Source organism: Acidimicrobiales bacterium (genome assembly GCA_041394265.1).
GTDB lineage: Bacteria > Actinomycetota > Acidimicrobiia > Acidimicrobiales > SZUA-35 > JBBQUN01.
The window spans coordinates 578,711-601,413 of sequence record JAWKIO010000006.1; the positions used below are offsets into that span (position 1 = coordinate 578,711).

The 22,703-nt window shown below is 65.2% G+C and carries 11 protein-coding genes and 1 pseudogene; 6 read left to right on the top strand and 6 right to left on the bottom strand.

The genetic code is table 11. The features are described 5' to 3' along the window. Positions 1-147 precede the first annotated feature (147 nt). The gene (locus tag R2733_26845; protein ID MEZ5380143.1) at positions 148-1,968 is read left to right on the top strand and encodes a BTAD domain-containing putative transcriptional regulator; all 1,821 of its coding nucleotides are present in this window, start codon (positions 148-150) and stop codon (positions 1,966-1,968) included. A gap of 35 nt (positions 1,969-2,003) precedes the next feature. On the opposite strand, the gene R2733_26850 is transcribed toward R2733_26845, so the two are convergent. Beyond that, a complete protein-coding gene (locus tag R2733_26850; protein ID MEZ5380144.1) occupies positions 2,004-5,024 on the bottom strand; it encodes a M36 family metallopeptidase in 3,021 nt (1,006 codons plus the stop codon). Between the two features lie 313 nt (positions 5,025-5,337). Between R2733_26850 and R2733_26855 the strand changes: the two genes are divergently transcribed. From R2733_26855 to R2733_26865, 3 genes are all read left to right on the top strand, one after another. Beyond that, positions 5,338-9,849, top strand: coding sequence for a peroxidase family protein (locus tag R2733_26855; GenBank protein MEZ5380145.1), 4,512 nt, complete (start codon positions 5,338-5,340; stop codon positions 9,847-9,849). Between the two features lie 185 nt (positions 9,850-10,034). Next, complete coding sequence (locus R2733_26860; protein ID MEZ5380146.1) at positions 10,035-10,850, top strand: class I SAM-dependent methyltransferase; 816 nt, start codon at positions 10,035-10,037, stop codon at positions 10,848-10,850. A 154-nt stretch (positions 10,851-11,004) separates the two neighbouring features. Then, entirely contained in the window at positions 11,005-14,175 is a 3,171-nt protein-coding gene (locus tag R2733_26865) for an AAA family ATPase (protein MEZ5380147.1), read from the top strand. Between the two features lie 116 nt (positions 14,176-14,291). Here the strand turns inward: R2733_26865 and R2733_26870 are convergent, their stop codons facing one another. From R2733_26870 to R2733_26890, 5 genes and pseudogenes are all read right to left on the bottom strand, one after another. Beyond that, positions 14,292-14,606 (bottom strand): hypothetical protein, encoded by a 315-nt coding sequence (locus tag R2733_26870; protein MEZ5380148.1) that lies wholly within the window; start codon positions 14,604-14,606, stop codon positions 14,292-14,294. 50 nt (positions 14,607-14,656) lie between these two features. Continuing rightward, the gene (locus tag R2733_26875) at positions 14,657-15,643 is read right to left on the bottom strand and encodes a polysaccharide biosynthesis protein (GenBank protein MEZ5380149.1); all 987 of its coding nucleotides are present in this window, start codon (positions 15,641-15,643) and stop codon (positions 14,657-14,659) included. Then, on the bottom strand, positions 15,619-16,467 hold the full coding sequence (locus R2733_26880) for a hypothetical protein (GenBank protein MEZ5380150.1): 849 nt from the start codon (positions 16,465-16,467) through the stop codon (positions 15,619-15,621). Before R2733_26880 ends, R2733_26875 begins: the two co-directional genes overlap by 25 nt. 168 nt (positions 16,468-16,635) lie before the next feature. Continuing rightward, positions 16,636-17,160: a polysaccharide biosynthesis protein gene (locus R2733_26885; protein ID MEZ5380151.1), complete on the bottom strand. Its 525-nt coding sequence runs from the start codon at positions 17,158-17,160 to the stop codon at positions 16,636-16,638. Between the two features lie 35 nt (positions 17,161-17,195). Then, positions 17,196-18,362, bottom strand: a pseudogene (locus R2733_26890) (SDR family NAD(P)-dependent oxidoreductase). A 461-nt stretch (positions 18,363-18,823) separates the two neighbouring features. Between R2733_26890 and R2733_26895 the strand changes: the two are divergent. Continuing rightward, entirely contained in the window at positions 18,824-20,896 is a 2,073-nt protein-coding gene (locus R2733_26895) for a bi-domain-containing oxidoreductase (GenBank protein ID MEZ5380152.1), read from the top strand. Between the two features lie 1,329 nt (positions 20,897-22,225). Then, positions 22,226-22,703 (top strand): hypothetical protein (locus tag R2733_26900; protein ID MEZ5380153.1); only part of this gene is annotated, 478 nt, incomplete at its 3' end.

Consider the following 22,703-nt stretch of genomic DNA (forward strand, 5'->3'; position numbering starts at 1 on the left):
ACCGGCCGCTCGACAAATCCGATGACCGATTCGCGACGAGTGACGACTTTCACGTAGCGTGGTCTCGAGCTGAGGCCCAGAGCGGTGTGCTGCCGGTTGGGTGCCAGCGTGCGTCGGCGGTCGTGCTGCCGACGTTCAGGAGGGAACATGCGGAGCTCCGGCCCAGCCGACAGCGTGATGGCAATCGCCGTCCTCGGACCACTGACAGTCGAGACGTCAGCGCGCCTGTTGGGCCCTCGGGACTTCGGCGGTCACAAACCTCGGGAGATCTTCCAGCTCCTGGTTGCGGCCCGCGGCGCGGTGGTACACAAGGGCGACCTGAGCGTCGCCCTCTGGCCCGGTGCACGGCCACGCAATGTCGAAGCCACGATCGAGACGTACCTCAGCGTCCTGCGTCGCTCGCTCACCGACGATCGCGTGCAGGGTCGCGAGCTCATCGCCAACGTGGCGAATGGGTATCGCCTCCACGTGGAACGCTGCGACATCGACATCGACCGATTCGACAGGTTGATCCAACAGGCCACGGTCGAACCCACCGATCGCGCCGAGGTGCGTACGCGTCGGCAGGCAGCAAACCTCCCTCGGGGTGCGCTGATGCCCGAGGTCCGGGCCACCTGGGTCGACGAAACGCGAGATACCTACCACCTACGCGTCGTTCACAATCTCGTTCAGCTCGCGGAAGCTGAACTGCGAATCCGATCGTTCGTGTCGTCCGCACAGCACGCCGAGGCTGCGCTCCACCTCGAACCGTTCCTCGAGGAGTCGCTGCGGGTCCTGATGCTCGCTCACTATGCGAGCGGGCATCAGGGACTCGCTCGAGCCCAGTACGACAAGTTCCGCCATCAACTCGAAACCGAACTCGGACAAGCTCCGACCGCAGGCACCGTCACGCTGATCGAGGCGATCGACGCTGGCCAACCCATCGAAGAGCTGATCGGAGCCTGGGTCCCTACGCCCCGCCGGGTACACGCCGCCCTGTCCGACGATCGACCGGGATCCGACCGCCGACGGGCCAACAACCAGATGCCGTTCGTCGGGCGCGCCTCCGAGCTGGCGCAGGTCGACGCGGTGCTCGAGCAGGGACGCAACGGACACCCCTCGTCGATCCTGTTGGTCGGAGGTCGCGGGAGCGGCAAGACCGAACTCCTCGATCGGGTGGACGACGCCAACGTCGATCTCATCGGACGGGCGCGCTACCCGCAGGACCGCTACGACAATCTGCCGTGCGCGCTTCCGCTGCTGGACGCACTCGAGCGACGCGGCTCGGTCGGCCTCGGCCAGCGCTATGTCGACGGCCGCTTCCTCTGTGCCGACGAACTCGCCATCGACACCCTTGCCGAGATCATCCTCGAGTCGGGCCCGATGGTCTTCATGCTCGATGATCTCGACCAAGCACCGAGACCGGTCGTGTCAGCCCTCGGTCGACTGGTCGCCGCCCATCCTTATCTTCCGTTGGGGGTTGTCGCCACCAGCTCGAAGCAACCCGAGAACTTCATCCCACCCGCAGTGAACTTTCGCTTCGACACGGTGCTGGAGCTGAAGCCGCTCACGGCCGACGAGTGCGCGACGCTGGGACCTGAAGGTCCCGAGCTTTGGGCGCTCAGTGGGGGGCAGCCGGGAACACTCGCCGATCTGTGGCGCTGGCGCGCCGCAGGCGGCGAAGCGATCTCGCCGTCGCTGCGGGCGTCGGTCCTCCACGATCTACGGTTTCGCGAACCAGCCGAGGTTGCGATCCTGCAGGCCGTCGCAACCTCCGATGTACCACTGGATGTCGACGAGCTCGCCGCCCTGGTGGCGAGCGATGCCTCCGAACCCGGTGACGAGATCGACCAGCTCGTCGCCGCAGGGGTGCTGATGATCGAGCGTGGTCGACTCCACTTCGTCGAACCCATCATCGGCCTGGTCATCCTCGAGCATTTTCGTTCGCTTCAGCACGGCGCCGGTCGGAGGGGTACAGCCGACCACTGACGCTCGGCACCCGTTCCGACGGCCCTCGAGTTCAGCTACCCGACGAGTTCGTCGGTACCGGGACCACCGTCGAGCCAGTCCTCGCCGCCGTTGCCGTCGAGTTCGTCGTCGCCTTCGTCACCGAAGATCAAGTCCACGCCTGGGCCACCGTCGAGCTCGTCGTCCCCCGCTCCCCCGGCAAGAAGATCTGACCCGCTTCCGCCGTCGATCTTGTCGTCACCGGCTCCACCGCACACGATGTCGTTCCCCGCACCGGCGTCGATCTCGTCGTCACCGGGTGTGCCGGCAATGACGTCGTCACCATCGGTTGGTTGTTGGCCTCGAGCAAGATCGACCGTCACCTCGTGTCCTTCGCACAGCAGCGGTGCCGGACCAGCTCCCACCACGATCCGCAGGTGATCCTCGACGGGCGAGCTCTCCGCACTCGCCGCCGTGGCCGTGATCACGACGGCCACCTCGTCGGCCACCCGTAGATCGTCGACGTACCAGCCGTCGGCGCCCACGCTGCCGTCGGACCCGAACCGAAACCGGATGGAGACGGCTTCGCCCGCGAGGTCACCGAGGTCGAGCGCCGCGGCAACGAAGCCTGACGAATCGCCCGAGAACGCAGGCCGGTTGGCCAGGGGGTTGCTGCCCCCGGACAACACGGCGTCGTAGCCACCGGTGATGAACCGGGGACCGGCATCGGTCCACGTCGCACCTCCATCGATCGACAGTTCGATCACACCACCGTCGAAGGGGACCTCGGTCGAATAGCTGTGGGCGAAGCTGGCCACCGTCGCCGATCCGACGATCACGGGTGGCGTCGTCAGCCGCTGATCGCTCACGACGCCGACGTCGGCGGCGTAGAACGAGCGGAGGCCACTGTTCGCTGCGACGTCGGTCAGTTGCCAGTCCGCGGCGCCAAGACCGTGATCGATCGTCCATCCATCGATCGCAGACTCGAAGTCGTTCTCGTAGCGCACCACGGTGCCCGCCCCGGCGTCGAGCACCACCTGGTACTCGCACGATCGCGGCTGACCCGGCGAGATGCTGGCGAATGCCCACGTGACGAGATCACCGACCACGACGCCGTCGCAACCGATCGAACCGGGCACGACGGTGGTGCCGGCCGGGATGGTCGAAGACGCGGTGACCGACGTCTGGATCTGGCCGGCGTTCGCCGCCACGGTGACCGTGATCGGCAACGTTCCGCCCGGCACCGGTGCACCCGGCGGCACCGAGACAGCGACGGACAATGGCGCGCACACCGGTGGGAGGTCGAACGCGGCGACGCCGTCGGTGTGGTCGAGCGGACTCCCCTGGTCGGCTCCGAAGCCGAGCCCGCGCCGTGCGAACGCCGTCCAGATCAGGCAGGTGTTGTCGCCGCCGTTGTCGAGCTGATCAGCCACGAGCATTGCGTCGCGGAAGTCGACGAATCCAGGGTTGCACGGCTGGATCTTGAGAGCGTCCACCATCAAGGCCAGCGCCAGTCGATTTCCTCCCGACCCACCGACGAGGTCGGCGTCGAAGCCATGGCGGTCGATCAGGTCCCAGGTGAGATCCCACAGCGTCGAGGTCATCACTGCCCCGACCTCGTAGGGTGCGGCCGAGCTCGGGAGGTCTGCGTAGGTTCGCCCGTCGACCAGTAGGTCGGTGCTGTACGGTACGCCGCGAATGCCAGGCCCATCAGGGGGCTGGCCGAGTGCGTAGGTTGCGATCCCCCGTGCATCGGTTCCGCGATCGCCGGCGTCCATCGTCAGCACGAGCGCCAGGTAGTCGCTCCAACCTTCACCGGCCTGCTCGTCGTTCTGCAAGCACGACACATTCGACGGTCCGCCGGTGAGTCGGTTGGAGAGGCCATGCCCGTATTCGTGGAACACGATGGTGTTGTCGAGCGATGACGACCGCGACGGATCGGTTGCGTCGAAGAGGAAGAACTGCATTCGTGCGGGGAACCCGTCGGGCGGGGTCACGAAGTTGGCGTTGTTGAGCGCACCGCCGTTCTGCGCCTCGGCGCGTACCGGGTCGCCACCGAGGCCCCCGCGCCCGTAGTTGTTGGTCTGGAAGTTGCCGCTCGCTTCATCGAAGCCGAGCGAATAGAGCACGTCGTGCGCGAGGTTCGCCATCGTGAAGAGCGAGACCACATCGGCATCGCTCGACGACGCAGGCGGCGCAAACGGATCGAACGCGAACGCAAAGTCGAGCGTGGGGCCGCCGTCGGGTTGGCTGCCCGGGTCGGGTTGGTTGTCGGCATCACGATCGGTGTAGGCGATCACGTTGTTGCCGATCGTGGACGTCGACTCGGCCCCCGGCACACCGTCGGTGTCGTGCCAACCGAACGGGGAAGCGATCGGGTCAGCCGGATTGGTCAGCGTGTCGACCGGACCCCACCCTGGGCCGACGGCCGGAGGAGCAACGACGAGATAGGAGTCGCCGGACACGAGATTGGTGCGATCGAGTTCGGCACCCGTCGCTGCGTCGATGCGCAGCTGCCACCAGTGCTCGGCGACCGGGTCGATGATCGTCACCTCCCATGCGAGGCGAAGAGCGCCGGACGTGCGCGGCTGGAGCACCAGACGTGTGGGAACGTCTTCGTCACCCACTGGAAGTGCCAGGTCTCGATCCTCGGGCGCAACGCCGAGCAGTGCCAGCGCCGCCGCCTCGGCATCTGCGGCACTCAGGGCCGGCGGTGGGGCCGGCTTGTTGGACGACAGCATCGGGAGGAAGCGGCTCACGGCTCCGACGACCGCGCCGTCGCTTTCGACGACCACGTTCGCGACCGCCCCGAGAATGGGCACACCACGCAGACGTTGCTGCAGATAGACCACCGAGGTTCCTGCATCGTCGACGGCGACGATGTCGCTCACGACGATGTCAGCCACGTCACCGGCGATGAGGTCGAAATCGGCTCGGTGGACCATGAGGTACTCGATGGCGATGTCGGACGCCGGCTCGAAGCGAGCAGCCCCGACGGGGTCGTCGACGCCGACCTGCGCACGGGCAACGGCGGATGACATGAGCATCGATGCCAGCAGCGCCGGTACCAGCAGCAAATGGGCGACCCGTCGTCGCATTCGTTCCCGCTCCCTTCGACGACATGTCCCGCACAGAGGTCGTCAACCACCGAGAGTAGGAGTCGAGCGGCAGCCGGCATTGAGTGATATTGCTACATCTACCAGGAATTACGACGCAGAGTGACCAAATCGCCACTCCCAAAAGTTTTGCAAAAGGTTTGCTTGCTACACATGTCATCGGCGATCGTGCAGACGGCACGAGTGCGGACACAGTGCCATCGAGAGCACTTCAACGAGGGAAGGAATCATTGTGATGCATTGGCGGAAGATTCTTCGGGAGCCCACGGCCCCGACGCGGCGGAGGAAGCGGGTGATGGCATCGTTTGCGAGCGCTGCCGTCGTTGCTTCCATGACGCCGGCAATGGTCGGTGCTGCCGACCGGCAGCCATGGGAAGGACTCGAGGATCCGGGCAACCCCCTGGCTCCCGTCGGCCAGGGGTTCAATGTCACCCCTGCCGACCTCGTCTTCATCCTCGATCAGATCAAGATCGCGGAGAACCACGCAGCGACTCGGACCGACCTCGAACCTTGCTCGACCCTGATCGGACCGGGACCCAACCAGATCCCCGAAGGCGGAAATGCCTTCGAGTTCCCCTTCGGTCTGCGAACCATCTCTGGTGAGTGCAACAACCTCCGGGCGGGACAGGAGTTCTACGGGGCAGCCGATCAGGTCTTCCCGCGACTCACCAACCCCGACTTCCGGGCGCCGTACAACGTGCCGACGGGCAACATCAACGATCCCGAGCCTCGCGAGATCTCGAACCTCATCGTTGACCAGACCGACAACAACCCTGCTGCGGTCGCCGCAGCCGGTTTGCCCCCGGTCGCCGTGCCCACGGGTGCCGAGCTGGAGATCCTCAACGTCGCTCCCGACGCCGGACTCTCCGCACCGTACAACTCGATGCTCACCTTCTTCGGCCAGTTCTTCGACCACGGGCTCGACCTCGTCGAGAAGAACAGCTCCGAGCTGGTGATCATCCCGCTGGATCCGTCTGACCCGCTGTACGTCCCCGGTTCGCCCATGAACTTCATGGTGATCAACCGAACGGTGACCACTGCGTCCGACGCCGGCAACAACAAGACCACGCCCTACGTCGACCAGAACCAGACCTACGGCTCACACCCGTCGAAGAACGTGTTCCTTCGCGAGTTCGTGCTCAACGGCACCGGGCAGCCAGTGGCCACCGGTGCGTTGATCGAAGGAGCCTCGCTGGGCATGGCGACCTGGGGTGAACTGAAGGCCGACGCTGCTGCCCATCTCGGCATCCAGCTCGTCGACCTCGACGTGCACAACGTGCCGCTCCTCCTCACCGATCCCTACGGCAAGTTCGTTCCGGGCCCTGCCCGCGGCATGCCGCAGATGGTGTTGAACGGCGGTGGGCTCCTCGAGGGTGATCCGGCCGCCAACGGCGGTGCGGGTGTGCTGGTGCCGGCCAACGCGCTGCGCACCGGCCACACGTTCCTCGACGACATCGCTCATGCGGCCAATCCCAATGGTTCGGTCGTTGCCGACGCCGACGCGGTCATCAATACCGCTCCCGGTGCGACCTACGTGCCGAACCCGGGCGCAACGGTCTACGACGACGAGATGCTGGCGGCCCACTACATGGCCGGTGACGGTCGGGCCAACGAGAACATCGCGTTGACCTCGGTGCACCATGTCTTCCACTCCGAGCACAACCGCTTGGTGGCCGACATCCAGAACACCCTCCTCACCAACCCGGCGATCACCCCGGCGTTCCTCGCCGAGTGGCAGCTGGCGACCGGTGCGGGCGGCTGGAACGGCGATCGTCTCTTCCAGGCGGCGAAGTTCGTCACCGAGATGGAGTACCAGCACCTCGTGTTCGAGGAGTTCGGTCGCACGATCTCGCCTGACATCAACGTCTTCCTCGGGTACGACTCGACGATCGACGCTGCGATCAACGCCGAGTTCGCTCATGCGGTGTATCGCTTCGGTCACTCCATGCTGAACACCGACGTGGCTCGCTACAAGGCCGACGGCACACCCGACGACATCGCGTTGTTCGATGCGTTCCTGAACCCGCCGGCGTGGCTGGCAGGGTACGGCGACGCTTCGGCGGCGGCCGGCGCGGTCTTCCGTGGCGGCGTTGCCCAGCAGGGCAACGAGATCGACGAGTTCGTGGTCGACGCACTGCGGAATCAGTTGCTCGGTCTGCCCCTCGACCTCCCGGCCATCAACATCGGCCGCGGCCGTGATGCCGGCGTGGCTCGTCTCAATCAGGCTCGCCGCGAGTTCTACGCTGCGACCAACAACGATCCGTCGCTCAAGCCCTACGACAGCTGGCTCGAGTTCGGCTTCGAGTTGAAGACCCCTGAGTCGCTGGTCAACTTCATTGCGGCGTATGGCACGCATCCCGACATCACCGCTGCAGGCTCCGACCTCGACGCCCGTCGTGTCGCAGCCCAGGCGATCGTCGATGGTACGGCGGTCGATGCGTCGGACTTCATGCTGGGCTCGGGCATCTACGCCAACGTCGGCGGGATCCCGGTCACCGGCCTCGAAGACGTCGACCTCTGGGTCGGCGGCCTCGCCGAGAAGAAGCAGGCCTTCGGTGGCTTCCTCGGCACGACCTTCAACTTCGTCTTCGAACGCCAGATGGAGAACCTCCAGAACGGCGACCGGTTCTACTACCTCGGTCGTGTTGCTGGTACGGACCTCCTCAATGCGCTCGAAGGCAACTCCTTCAGTGAGTTGGTCATGCGGAACACCGATGCCGAGGGTCTCCCGGCCGTCGTGTTCACGAAGCCGACCTACAACTTCAACGTTGCGGCGCTCGGAACCTCGGGCCCGATTCTCGATGACCCGACCACCGGCTACGACGAGTCAGCACTGCTGGTCCGTCTCGCCAATGGCACGATCCGGTACGCCGGTGAAGAGCACGCCAACTGGAACGGTACGCCGCAGGGCGATCGGATCCAGTCCGGCGATGGTGATGACACCGTTCGCGGCAACGACGGCGATGACGTCATCGAAGGCGGTCAAGGCAACGACAACCTCGTCGGTGGCGAAGGCCACGACCGCCTGACGGACAGCTTCGGTATCGACACCATCAAGGGAGGCCCGGGCAATGACTACATCTCGGGTGGTCCTGGTGTCGGCGACCTGCTCCAGGGTGGTACCGGCAATGACTTCTTCATCGGCGGTAACGACGGCACCGAGCACCTCGCCGGTGACGGTGACGACTTCATCTTCGCAGGCTCCGGTCCTGACATCGCCGTTGGCGACTATGGGAATGACTGGATCGACGGAGGCGCCGACGCCGATGCACTGACCGGCGACCTCGGGAACCCGTTCCTGAATGATCCGGTCGGCGGCAACGACGTGCTTTACGGTGGCGCTGGTGCCGATATCACTCTCGCCGAAGGCGGGACCGACATCATCATCCATGACACCGGCACCGACGATCATGACGGTGGCCTCGGCTTCGACTGGTACACCCACTACGGTGACCCGCTCGGGGCTGATACCGACTTGAACTTCGGTGAGCTCACGCCGGCGCCGATCGACCCGCTCCGGGATCGGTTCAACCTGGTCGAGGCGCTGTCGGGTTGGGATCACGACGACATCCTCCGGGGTGACGGTGCGAACCCGCTCGACATCGGCAGCAACGATCTCGATGCTGACGGCATTGCGCTCATCCCCGGCCTCGAGCAGATCCTGCCGACCGGAGTGAGCTTCTTCGCCAGCGGCAACATCATCCTTGGCGGTGGTGGCAGCGACATCTTGCAGGGCCGGGCCGACGACGACATCCTCGATGGCGACGCCTACCTGATCGTTCAGCTCGATCACAACGGCACCCGCTACGACACGCTGAGCCAACTGCGCACGGCGGTCGACAACGGGACCATCCCGCTGGCCGAGCTGTCCAACGTCACGATCCACCGTGAGATCCTCCCCGGAGCTCCCGGTACCGACATCGACCGTGCCGTCTTCCAGGGTCCCCTGGCCGACTACGACATCACGACCACGCCGGATGGCGTGCAAGTGGTGCACGCACGGGGCAATGGTCTGCTCGTGGGCAGCGTGCTCAATGACGGCACCGACCTGTTGAAGAACATCGAGGAACTCGAGTTCGCCGACCAGGTCGTGCCCGTGACGAGTGGCCTGCTGTGCAACAGCTTGCCGGTCACGGTCGACCTGAGCCTGGGTCAGACGCCCACGACCGGCGACGACGTCATCCTCGGCACCAACGGTGATGACTCCATCGACGCTCTCGATGGCAATGACACCATCTGCATGCTGGGTGGCGACGACCTCGTCATCGGCGGTCCGGGCAATGACTGGATCGACGGTGGCGCCGGAAACGACACCATCAGTGGCAACGCTGGTGCCGACACCATCCTGGGTGGCGACGGCGCCGACAGCGTCTTCGGCGGGTCGGGCAACGACATCGTCGAGGGTCAGCTCGGCGACGATCTCATCCTCGGTGGCGGCTCCGACGCCGACATCATCCTTGGTCAGGACGGCAACGACACCATCAACGGTGGTTCGGGCGCCGATCTGAACATCGACGGTGGCATCGGCGATGACTTCATCGCTGCCGGTGGAGACAACGACCTGTTCGTCTTCGGCGGCGAAGGCAACGACCAGATCGGTGGCAACGGCGGTGCCGACGTCATCAACGGCGATGCCGGCAACGACACGCTGTATGGCGGTCAAGCCGACGATCAGGTCTTCGGCGGCGACGGCGATGACTTCCTCGGCGGCAACGGTGGTATCGACGTCTGCGACGGCGGCACCACCGGCGAGGTGGCCGGCGACGTCGCAGCCCCGAACTGTGAGACACAGATCAACATTCCCTGATCCTTCGGGAGCAAGGAACATGAGCTGAAAGGAGCTGGCAACCGCCTTCGGGTGGTTGCCAGCTCCGCGTTCGGGGTGCGGAGCGTGGACGTCGCTCGCCTGAGTCGGTTCGCCCGTGGCGGTTCGGGCGGCGACATGATGCGCTTGCATTGCACGCGTCCGACCGATGGAGAGTACGAGCGCTCATGCACCAGCAACCCACACACGGCCCTTCACCGACCACGACGCAGGGCTGGCCGAGGCCGTCCTCCGCCACCCGCCGCATCTGTCCGGAGGTCGAGGTCGGAGGCTTCCATCGCTACAGCCAGCAGCTCCAGTTCTACGCTCGAGTCAATGCGCTGCTCGGCCCCGAGTCCGTCGTTGTCGATCTCGGTGCCGGTCGCGGGGAGTGGGCCGACAGCCAACCGTCGGCCTACGTGCGGGACCTGATGTCGTTCCGTGGCCGCGTCGGCGAGGTGATCGGGGTCGACATCGATCCGGTCGTTGCCACGAACCCCACGGTTGATCGGGCCGTGATCATGGACGACGCCATGACGATGAGCGGCGTCGCCAGCGCCTCGGTCGACCTCATCGTGGCCCGGGCAGTCCTGGAGCACGTCGCCGACCCATCGACCTTCGCAGCCGAGGTCGACCGCGTCCTGCGCCCCGGTGGTTGGATGTGCGCGTGGACACCGAACAAGTGGGGGTGTGTCGCACTCGCCGCACGGGCCGTGCCGAACGACTCGCATGTGTCGGCGCTTCGGCGGCTGCAACATGGCCGGCAAGCCCGAGATGTCTTTCCGACGGCGTATCGGCTCAACACCCGCCGAAGCATCCGCCGCTGGTTCCCTGCCGAACACTTCGACGACTTCACCTACACCTATGGTGGCCTGCCGTCCTACTACGGAAACTCGGTGGTGCTCGGCTCTGCGTTGCTCGCCTACGAGAAGATCGTTCCTCGCCCACTCAATAGCCACCTCCATGTCTTCCTCCGCAAAGCTGGCCCGGAGCGCGCCGGCTGACATGCCGACTTGCTGCGGCCCCGGAGCGGAGGTGGCCCACCTGCCCCGTGGGCAGTCCATCAGCTTCTTCACGTCTCGAACAATTTCCGGCCTGGGGTGCGATATTGACGCTCTGATCTGGTAGTTGTCTGGGCAGGCAATCCGGAGCGGCGTGGTGATTCGAGTACTGGGACCCATATCGACCGACGGAGGCAACGGATGTCACCGGTCGCTGTCTCGGGTACAGCGCCACCTCCTTGCCGTCCTCGTCGCCGCCGGACCGAGCGGGTTGGCCCTCGATGCGCTTGCCGACGAACTGTGGGGTGACACGCTCCCGGCTTCCTGGTCGGCGTCGCTTCGCAACCACCTGTCCCGTCTGCGCCTGGTGCTCGACGGCCCGATGCTCCCGACGAGGGGCGGCGTGTGTCGTCTCGATCTACCGACGCACGCGGTCGACGCCTGGCTTCTCCTGACTCCACGCCTCCCCGATGAGTGGACCGACGACCTGGTGTGGTTGCTCGAGCCGTGCAGGCCATATGAAGACGTCGAGCCGACGAATCGCATTGCACAGTCGACCAACCGAATCGTTGCGGCCCGCCGACGCATCCTCGCCGCCTTCGTGACCGAAGCCGGCGCTCCGGTGTCACCAGCACTGCGTGACGTGATGCGGGCCTGTGCGCTCGGGGATCCGTTCGATGAGCACTTGACCACGCTGTCGGCAACGGCCGACGCCGAGGCGGGCGAGGAGTCCCGAGCGTTCGCCACGTTGCAGACGACGATTGCCGTGGTTCGGAGTGAGTTGGGCGACGGCGCGTGCGACGCACTCGTCCGCTTTGCCGATGAGCTCGGTGCGCGGCGTCAACCGCCGGACATGTTCGAGCACACATCCGACCTCGAGCGTCGATTCCCGGTGCACCTCGATGCGTTGCTCCGGGCCTCGCTCGCCCATCATCCGACGCAACACCGCTCGGCGCTCGCTGGCTTGCAGGCAATGCCGATGCCTCGCCTGTTGTCGATCGAGGGCGACTGGGGCGCCGGCAAGAGCCGCTTCCTCGCCGGCATCGGTCGATCGCTCTTCGATGAGGGCGCCGCCGTTCGCTTCGCTCGAGGCAATCCCTCGTCGGTTGCCTACGAAGCCGCGCTGACCGCACTTCCCGAGCTTCGTCCAGCGCTGCAGGATTTGCTCGCCCCTGCACCACCGAGCGGCATCGGGCGCAGCACCAGGTTGGTGGAGCCAATCGAGAAGACCGTGGTCTGGAGTCGAGCGGCCTCGATCGTCGAGTCGTTGACCGCCGAGCGACCGCTTGCCGTCGTCGTCGACGACATCGATCAGATCGATCGACCTAGCGCTGAACTGCTGGCGTTTCTCCTCCGTGGACACGACGATTCCGACCTCACGGTGGTGACAGCGAGCCGGCGTTGTCAACTGCCCGACCCCCTTGCGACCACGACGCGCCGGGCGCACGTCGAGCTGGAGGCGCTCGACGCCAACGGCATCGCCGACGCCATCGCACAGCTGTTTCCAGACCTCCCGACGACTGACGCCGCTCGTCTTGCCGAGTCGGTCGCACGACTCACCGCGGGGCTTCCCAAGCTCGTCGACATCGTGCTCGACGCAACCGACCGCACGACGTTCGAGCCACCGTCTGATCTCCGCCCGCTCGACGGTTCCCTCGACTCGCTCCTCTCAGGCATTGGGGACGCTGACCGCGCCATTGGTACCGCCCTCACGATCCTGTGTCGCGGCGTCGCCGGCACCGCACGGCTTGGTGAAATCGCTCGAGTCGCCGACCGCAGCGTCGACGACACCCTGGCGTCGCTCGACCGCCTGGTCGAGCATCGTCTGGTGCACGAGGGGCCTCGACCAGATGAGTTTCGACCTCGCCACTCCCCTGCCGTCCAGGCGTTGCTGGCTGGATCGACGAGGTCCGAACTGCGGGCGATGCACCACCGATGCGTCACACTCGCCTCCAACTCCCACCAACGAGCGCACCACCTCGTTGCTGCACTTCCGCTGTCCGACAGTGCCGCAGCTGCAGCTGCGCTGGAGGCTTCAGCCAGCGACTACGTCCAACAGGGTGATGTCCGATCGGGACTCGCTGCACTGCGCTCGGCGGCTTCGCTGTCCGAGGGCGGTCTCGATGCCGTTGCACGAGGCCAACTCGCCCTCTGCCTCAATCGGCTCGGCCACATCGAGGAAGCGGCAGCGGAGCGCACGGTAGGGTTTCGGCAAGCAGCCGCAGCGGGCGACTGGGAGCTGGCCTTCGCGATTGCTTCCTCCGGTCAGCACGACGACCTGGACCGTGTCCCTCACCGTCAGCGGCTCGAGCTCCTCGAGACGATCCCGCTCGATGAGCTCTCACGACGATCGCAGGGCCTCGCGCTCTCGCTGATGGCGATCCTCAGCTCGGACAACGGAGACGACGAGCGCCGAGTCCGCTATCTCGAACAGGCCGGGGCCGTGATCGACGACCTCGATCGTCACGAGCTGGCGAGGGCGGTCTACCTCTCGAGCGCGTTCGACCACCCCGCCCGCCGCCTCGCCACGATCGATGCGATCGTGGGCGCTCACGATCAGCCTGGGCACTCAGCGCTCACGAGTGCGCAGGCGATGACGATTGCGCAGCTCCGAATGATCGAGCTCTACCGGCTCGGCCATACCGCCGACGCCATCGCCGAACTCGATCGCTTCGAGCGCCTCGCAGGTGAGCTCGGCGCAGTACGGAGCGAGTGGCACGCCGGTCTGGTGCGATCCATGCTCGCCTTGACCAGTGGAGACCGAGAGGGTGCCGAGCAGCTTTCTGCAGCTGCTCACCGGCTGGCACACCGCTATGCGTTGGCTGGCGCCGACGAGGCCCGCTTGGCGCAGCAGTTCTTCGTGCACTGGTTGGATGGCACCCACGGCTCGGTTCTCCCACTGCTCGAGCAGGTCCCGGCCACGAACCAGATCGTTCCGGTACAAGCGGCGATTGCCAACGCGCTCCTCGCCGTCGGGAGGATCGATGAGGCGATCGAGCGAGCCCGCCCGCTCGTGACGCAGATCGCCGAGCGCAACAACACTACCGATCCCACCATTGCTGCCGCCTTGGTCGACATTGCCGCGGCCGCCGATGAGATGGGCGACCCGTCGTTGGCGACCATCACCGCCGACGTGCTGGCGCCGCTGTCGGGAACCATCGTGACGTTGGCCACCGGGATCCTCGATCGTGGGCCGGTCGACGCCTCACTAGCCGTGCTGCATCCGGCCGACTCAGCCGAGCGATCTCGGCTACTCGACACAGCAGCCGACCTCGCTCAGCGCTCGGGATCAGCCGTGTGGCAGAAGCGAATCGTCGACCTGCGCTGACTTGGCTCGACACGCCTGGTCCTGGCTCAAGAACGACGTTGCGATGCCGTTGCGCACCTTTCGTACGGTGGCCAGGCGGTCCAAGTGAGCGGCGGCCACTTGGACCGCAACAGCGCTCAGCGGCGCCGCAAGAATCCGAAGCGACCGAGGGTGGTGAAGCCGCCCCGACGAGCAGGGACGCCTGCGTCGCCGGCCGACAGCAGGAGTCGCTCGGACTCGAACGGCGACCGACGGAGCTTGGCCGGCTCGATCTCGGCCGTTTCCGTCTCCGACGGGCGAACGAGGATCGACGTCTGTCCGAAGCGCCAGGGCGGTGAATCGCCGATGGGTGGCCGACTCAGACCGGACCGTTCCGAGACCTCTGCGCTACGACGCGAGGCGGCGTCGCTGAGATCGATGATGTGCTGCTCGTTCCGCCGGGTACGGCCCATGGTCTTCCGCCTTCGTTCGTGCTCCGCTCCGACCACTGTAGGTGAACGAGTCATCGCGGTCTTGGGTCGAAGCACTCCCGCACCTGGGCGATTGCGACCAGGCGCACGACCTCAGGCGTCGGTTTCAACCGTTGACGGGTCGGGTGCGCCCGTTGTGTGGGGCACGGCGTGCATGATGCGCGGGTGCTCTCGGGTGATGGCGATCTCGGTGTGTGATACGAGGATCTCGTCCATCTTCTCCCCGGCCGCAGTCCGGTGAACACGATGTCGACATCGGCGCCGAAGTGCCGGATCAGCTGCTTGGCCAAGTCGACGATCTTCACCGGCTCACCCATGTCGAGGATCATCACCTCGGCCGGACGACCGATGGCCCCCGCTTGTAGCACGAGCCGCACCGCTTCGGGGATGGTCATGAAGTAGCGGGTGACGTCGGGATGGGTCACCGTGATCGGCCCACCCTGGGCGATCTGGTGCCGGAAGATCGGAAGCACCGAACCACGAGAACCCAACACATTCCCGAACCGGACCGACACGAACTTCCCGCTGGCCGTCGCCGCCTTCGCTGCCGTCAGTTGCTCGGCCTCGAGTTTGGTCCGCCCCAGCACAGACGTCGGGTCGGCCGCCTTGTCGGTGCTCACGTTCACATAGCACTCGACGCCAACCGCTTCCGCCGCGTCGAGCAGGTTGCGAGACCCCTCGACGTTGGTCTTGCGACCCTCCTCGGGGTACTGCTCGAGCAGAGTGAGGTGCTTCAGCGCTGCGGTATGGAACACGACGTGCGGGCGGTGCTCCTCGAACACTTCGAACACTCGGGCTCGGTCGCGGATGTCGGCAACGACCAGGCATCGTGTGTCGAGCAGCGCCTTGCCTTCGATGGACAGCTGGGTGCCATGAAGGCCGGACTCATCACGATCGAGCATGATGAGCGATTCGCAGTCGAGTTGTGCCAGCTGGCGGGCCAGCTCGCTACCGATCGACCCGCCGGCACCGGTGACGAGCACTCGTTTGCCGGTCAGGTAGGAACGGATCGAGGCCATGTCGACATCGACCTCGTCGCGACCGAGGAGGTCGGCCTCCGTGAGTTCGCGGATGTCGGCGGCCGACAGCAGGCCGACCAGTTCGGTGGTCGACGGCAACACCCGCACGTCGAGCCCGCAGCCAGACCAAGCTCGTCGATCTCGGCGATCAGCGACGATTTGGCCGAAGGGATGGCGATGAGCAGGACATCGGCTCCGGTGATGCTCTTGACCGCAGCGATGTCGTGACGGGTGCCTCGCACCCGCACACCCATGATCTGGCGGCGAGCCTTGGTGGTGTCGTCATCGAGGAGTGCGACCGGCACGTATCGGCTGGAGCGGTCGCCGAGCATGGCCCGGATGATCTGGTCCCCGCCCTCACCGGCACCGAAGACAATGACCTTCTTCGTGCGTGCGTCGACCGGTGGCCGACGAAGCGATCGCTGGAACAGGCTCCAACTCATGCGGGCCCCGAGCATCGTGGTGAGCGCAAGTGGCAGTGACAGCGCCAGCGCGATGGTGGGCACCGGTCGGCCGAACAGGAAGAAGTTGGCAGCGACGACAACGGCCGACGTCGCTACCCATGACTTGATGACCGAGGTGGCCTCATCGATCGATCCCACCCGGTAGGCGCCGAGCAGGTTGTGCTGCCAGGTGTCACACAGGCCCTGGGAGGCTGCTGCCAATGCGGCGAGACCGAGGAGCGGCCACCAGTCGACGCTGGTGTCGGCCAACGTCAGCCGGGTGGCTGTCGCCAGGCCGAGGGCGGCGACCCAGGCCAACGCCCCGAGCAGACCCAGCCCGAGGGGCCGCTGCTTCATGATCCAACCTGGGAATTCGTTCACGCTACCGCCTCTTTGTTCGCAGGTGATCGCCCCTGCGTCAACCTTCGTCTGCAAGCTTGGCCAAGTGGTGGATGGCCACAAATCTTTGCCGTTCGACGACGCCTTCGAGTGTAGGAATCGCAACTCTTCGTCGCCGGAGCAGATGCACCCACGCCGCTCCGTGCATGTTCAGGCACGCTCCGTATGCGGCGTGGCGTGCATGATGCGTGGGTGCTCACGGATCTGCACCTGCTCGGTCTGCGAGACCAGGACTTCATCCATCTTCTCCCCAGGCCGCAGCCCGGTGAACTGGATGTCGACGTCGGCCCCGAAATGGCGGATCAGTTGCTCCGCCAGGTCGACGATCTTCACCGGCTCACCCATGTCGAGGATCATCACTTCCCCTGGGCGTCCGATCGCACCAGCCTGCAGCACCAGCCGCACCGCCTCAGGGATCGTCATGAAGTAGCGGGTGACGTCGGGATGGGTCACGGTGATCGGGCCACCCTGGGCGATCTGGTGCCGGAAGATCGGCAGGACCGACCCCCGGGAACCCAACACGTTGCCGAAGCGAACCGACATGAAGTTGCCGCTGGCCGTCGCCGCCTTGGCGGCGGTGAGCCTCTCGGCCTCGAGCTTGGTTCGGCCGAGCACACTTGTGGGGTCGGCCGCCTTGTCGGTGCTGACGTTGACGAAGCATTCGGCGAGGAACATCTCGGCCGCATCGAGCAGATTGCGAGACCCTCGATGTTGGTCTTGCGCCCTTCCTCGGGGTACTGCTCGAGCAGGGTGAGGTGCTTCAGCGCTGCGGTGTGGAACACCACTTCGGGTCGGTGTTCCTCGAAGACCTCGAACACCCGGTCTCGGTCGCGGATGTCGGCGACCACCAGGCTTCGAGTGTCGAGCAGCGCCTTGCCCTCGATTGCCAGCTGCGTGGCGTGGAGACCGGACTCGTCTCGATCGAGCATGACCAGGGCAGCGCAGTCCAAGCCGGCGAGCTGGCGACACAACTCCGAACCGATCGAGCCACCGGCGCCGGTGACCAGCACTCGCTTGCCGGTCAGGTACGAACAGATCGACTCCATGTCGACCTCCACCTCGGCACGACCCAACAAGTCGGCTTCGGTCAGCGCCCGCATGTCGTGCGTGGACAACATGCCCACCATCTCGGTGGTGTTCGGCAGGACCAGGACCTTCAACCCCGCCTGCTGACCGAGGTCGTCGAGGTCCGACATCAGTTCCGAACTGGCCGACGGCACGGCAATCAGGAGCACCTCGGCCTCGGTGACCTGAGCCACTTCGAGCAGGTCACGGCTGGTGCCCTGCACCCGCACGCCCATGATCTGGCGCCGTGCCTTCAACCCGTCGTCATCGAGAATGGCTATCGGCACGTATTCGCTGTCGGGATCGCGCAGCATCGAGCGGATGATCTGCTCACCGCCCTCTCCGGCCCCGAACACCAGCACCCGCTTGCGCCCTGCCCCGAGACGGGGACGACGGCTCGAATCTCGTGTCACCCGCCAGCCCAACCGCACCCCGAGCATCACCGACAGAGCAAGTGGCAGCGACAGGATCAGGGCAAGCGTCGGTGCGGGTCGGCCGAAGACCGAGTAGTTCAAGGCTGCGACGAACAGCGAGGTGACCGCCCATGCCTTGACGACGCCGAGCGCCTCATCGACCGATCCGATACGGAACCGCCCCAGCAGCTCGCGCACCCAGCTGCCGAAGATGATCTGAAAGACCGCCCCGAGCCCCGCAAGAGCCAGTAGTGCTTCCCAGTTGACGGTCGTCTTGGCGATCGACAACCGAGTGCTCGCCGCCATGGCCAGTGCGACCACCCAGGCCAACGAGTCGACAATGGCCAGCAGGGCCTGCCGAAATCGGGGGGCAGCGCGAAGACTTCGCTGATGAACCATGGAGAGGGATCCTCTGGTCGTTGGCCGCCCTTCGCCCAAGGACTGCCGCTCGGCCGCTGGCCGAATGCCGCTCGACGACGTCACCGCCGTCGCCCCGCCGATACTAGTCGCTCGGTTCGCCTCGCCATCATTCCCGCCGCCACTCCTTCGCCAACTGCACGATTCAGCCTGCCGACACGCTGGGCCCTACATCACCAGAAGTGCGCAACAGCAGCGCAACGTCGAAAGGGCACGTCGGACGCCCGCTTCGCCATACAACCCACGTTGCAGGGTCGTTGCGGATGGCAACTACGTTCGAGCACGGTTTGGGGCCAGACGGCCAACGTGACTCGCTCACAGCCGAGGCAGTCCTTCAAGTCATCGACCCGACGGCCGACTGGGGCCAGTACCATCACCCACGGCTGAGGTCGCAGCGGCAGTCCCACCCAGCCTGAAGGCCGAGCATTCTGAGGAGCATCGCCTTGAAGCAAGTTGTCCAGTCCGCCGGAGGCGGCGCCGTCGAGGTCGTCGACTCGCCCGCTCCGCAGATGAACAGCACATCGGTTCTTGTTCGCACCGAGGCGACGCTGATCTCCGCCGGCACCGAACGAGCGGTCACTCAACTCGCTCAGGCCAACCTGCTGGAGAAGGCGAAGGCTCGCCCCGATCTCGTTCGGCAGGTCATCTCCAAGGCCAAGACCGACGGTTTGAAGCCCACGCTCGCGGCGGTTCGCAGCCGCCTCAACGATGATCTCGCCCTTGGCTATTCGGGTGCCGGCACGATCATCGACGTCGGCAGTGCTGTCTCGGGCCTGCACGTCGGTCAGCGTGTAGCGACTGGTGGCAGTGGGTTCGCCTCACATGCAGAGTTCCAGGCAGTCCCGTGGGTGCTGGCCGCCCCGATTCCCGACACGGTGACCTGCGAGCAGGCTTCGTTCGCCACGGTCGCCGCGGTCGGCCTGCACGGGTTGCGACTTGGCGAAGTCCGACTCGGTGCAAAGGTGCTCGTTGTCGGACTTGGCCTGATCGGACAGCTGACCTCACGCATGGCGGTCGCCTCCGGATGCGACGTCATGGGAATCGATCTCGATCAGTCCCTCATCGAGATGGCACAGCAGCATGGCGTGCACGGCGTGCTGGAGGCGGGAGCCGACACGACAGCGCACGTCACGGATTGGAGCCGGGGCCGCGGTGCCGACCTTGTCGTCATCACCGCCGGAGCAAGCGGACACTCGGGGATCATCAAGGCAGTTCCGGCCCGGTGCCGAGATCGTGCGACCGTTGTTGCCGTGGGCGACATTGGGCTCGATCTCAATCGGAACGACTTCTACCACAAGGAGCTCGACCTCAAGGTCGCCCGTAGCTACGGGCCCGGCCGCTACGACCGCAGCTACGAGGAGTGGGGCGTCGACTACCCGATCGGCCACGTCCGATGGACCGAGGGCCGAAACCTCGAGGCAGTCATCGACCTCATCGCCTCCGGCCGCCTCGATGTCGATGACCTCGTCAGCCACCGCTTCGACATCGGCGAAGCCGAGAAGGCATACGCCGTCCTCGACGACAAGGCAGCTCGCCCGATCGGCGTCGTCCTCACCTACCCCGGTACCACCGAACCCGACACCACGGTCACGAGAACCGCTCGTCGTCCCACACGCGCGATCAGCAACGCCCCGAAGGTCGGGATCCTCGGCGCCGGCGGCTTCGTACGCAGCGTCATCCTCCTCTCCCTGAAGGAAGCCGGATACGGGCCGGTCGTCCACATCGCCTCCGCCTCCGGGGTCTCGGCCAGCCGGCTCGCCGAGCGCGAGGGAATCAGCCGAGCTTCCAGCGACCCGTACGCCGTGATCAACGACCCCGAGGTCGAGGTCCTGGTGGTCGCGACACCGCACTCGAGTCACGCCGAGTACGTGGTGGCCGGACTGGATGCCGGCAAGCACGTGTATTGCGAGAAGCCACTCGCGATCACCGAGGATCAGCTGGCCGATGTCGCGGCCGCTCTCGAGCGCACTAACGGCCGCCTCTATGTGGGGTTCAATCGACGGTACTCACCGATGGCCGTAGCAGCTCGAGACGCGCTCGCCGGAGGCTCAGGTCCAATTCACGTCCACTATCGGGTCAACGCCGGTCCGCTCTCTCCCGATCACTGGTACAGCGACCGACGAGAGGGTGGACGACTGCTAGGCGAGGTTTGCCACTTCATCGACCTCTGCGCCTTCCTGACCGGCGACCAAGACGTGGTGTCGACACATCGAGTCGGGCCGACGGTGGGCCACGATACCTACCACCTCCTCCTCGAGTACGCCGACGGATCGAGCGCATCGATCCTCTACGTCGCCGATGGTCATCCGACGACACCGAAGGAGCTGGTCGAGATCAACGGCCGCCACAGCACGATTGTGATCGACAACTTCCATCGACTCACCTTCAACAACCAGGTGCAGCGAATTCGTCCCGGCAAGGGCTTCGTCGAAGGCCTTGCCTCAGCCTTCACGCACGACACGGCCGTAGCTACCAGTCAGATAGCGCTGCGGCTTTCCGCACCCGCACTGCGATAAGTACAGCACATACCCTCCAATGCCTAGCCCCTCATTGAGCGCCACCGAACATGGATGCAAGGGCGAATCGATCAGCACACCGCAGAGAAATCGCGAACCCCTTCCGTTGAGGAAACGCAGCCAATTCGCACCGCCAAACCGTCGCACCAGCAGACCCCAGCTAGTTGGACGCCTAATTTGCGCTCGTGCACTCGAGCTTTCGTTCGTCGCCGCCCAGGCGCTAGCAATTGCCACGGCAATTGCAGTCGCACGATATGCGGGGGCCACGACACGCGGCCACTTTGCCTCGTTCGTCGCAACGACTCAGACTATCGGTCTGCTAGCTGGCCTCTCGCAAGACCGAGTAGTTGGCTCGGGGCGCAGCATGATCTCGTCATACCTGCAAGCAGTTCAATCAATGGGCCTCGCTCTCCTACTAGCAACCATCGGGGCGATAGCCGTAGGCTCAGCCAGCCGCACCCCAATAGACAGCCTCTACTTTGTTGCAGCGGCCAGCTCGATCGCTTCACTTCAGCCGCTTTACGGCCTACTGATATCTCAGCGACGAATGGGCACGCTCGCTGCCCTCCGCCTCACTCAGCCAGTCCTCGCGTCATCCGCCACACTTGGGCTGCTGATCTTTCGGAGCGCTCCGACTGCCACCGAGCTAGCAGCCATCTACGCAATCTCGGTCCTCGCACAGGAGACGGGAGCCATCTGGCTGTCACGATCAATACTCAGCCGTGACTGGACGGCGGGGCTAACGCGCTCGCACTTCAAGATCTCAGCGCGCCTACATCCATTCCAAGTTGTCCAGATGGCCAACAACCGTATCGACATCCTAATTCTGACCTTCTTGGCGCCGGCGGACGCGATCGGCCGATACGCCGTCGCCGCAAGCATCGCAAAGGTTCCCCAGATGATCGGAACAGCCGGCTTCCTGCGCGGACTAGCAGGCGAAGCGAAGACAGAGAGCCGCTACCGACGGCATACACTCACGGCAGTCGCAATTTGTGTCGGCCTCTGCGTGATACTCCCCGAAGTGGCCGTCACATTAGCCGGACGAACGCAATATGGCGGAGTAGTCTGGCACTCACGCGTACTTATGGTCGGCAGCTTGATCTACATTTCCGCTCAGCGCACCTTCGGCCGCCTCGTACGAGATCAAAGAGAGAAGGCCCTAGCAGTTACTCTAGCTACGGGAAGCGCGCTAACTATCGTAACGATTGCACTCTACCCGACCACGACGGGCGCCGCCATTGGGAGCTCTGCTGGGTGGGCACTCAGTGGCGTTCTGACACTCGCACTTGGACGACGCCTCTCCGATGATCCTGACAAAGTTGACTGCTGATGGCGACTATTGCGTTTGTCGTCGTGCTGGTCGGCACCGTCTCGATGGTGATCTTCTGCTATCGGCGAGAGGCTGCCGAGCGCAACTATCTCCCGCTGCAGACGCTCTCGCTCACGGCTGCGGTCCTCTATCATGGCGCGCCCGCCATCTTTGATTTAGCTGGACTACACCACCGCTATAGCGAGCTCGGAAACTCTCAGTCGCGGCTAGAGGTCGCAACATGGTCTCTGATTGCCGCCGCGGCCTTCGCTCTCGGAGCTCGTCGCACAAGAGACACTACAGCAACCACCTTCGATTACCGTACTGTCGCACTACGCAACGTCGCGCTCGCCTTCTACTTAAGCTCGCTAGCTTTCGCACTATTAGGTCATTATCGCGTGCCGGGAGCGGCAGGTGAGGGCCCTATATCGCGACTGACTAGCCAGTTCCTAATGATCAGCGGCTCCCTCGCCGTGTTCATCATCGCACGCCAACACG

Coding starts and splice junctions, on each gene's coding strand:
- R2733_26885 (MEZ5380151.1), bottom strand. CDS start 17,160: ATGTTCCTCGCCGAATGCTTCGTCAACGTCAGCACCGACAAGGCGGCC.
- R2733_26845 (MEZ5380143.1), top strand. CDS start 148: ATGCGGAGCTCCGGCCCAGCCGACAGCGTGATGGCAATCGCCGTCCTC.
- R2733_26850 (MEZ5380144.1), bottom strand. CDS start 5,024: ATGCGACGACGGGTCGCCCATTTGCTGCTGGTACCGGCGCTGCTGGCA.
- R2733_26860 (MEZ5380146.1), top strand. CDS start 10,035: ATGCACCAGCAACCCACACACGGCCCTTCACCGACCACGACGCAGGGC.
- R2733_26870 (MEZ5380148.1), bottom strand. CDS start 14,606: ATGGGCCGTACCCGGCGGAACGAGCAGCACATCATCGATCTCAGCGAC.
- R2733_26855 (MEZ5380145.1), top strand. CDS start 5,338: ATGGCATCGTTTGCGAGCGCTGCCGTCGTTGCTTCCATGACGCCGGCA.
- R2733_26875 (MEZ5380149.1), bottom strand. CDS start 15,643: ATGGCCTCGATCCGTTCCTACCTGACCGGCAAACGAGTGCTCGTCACC.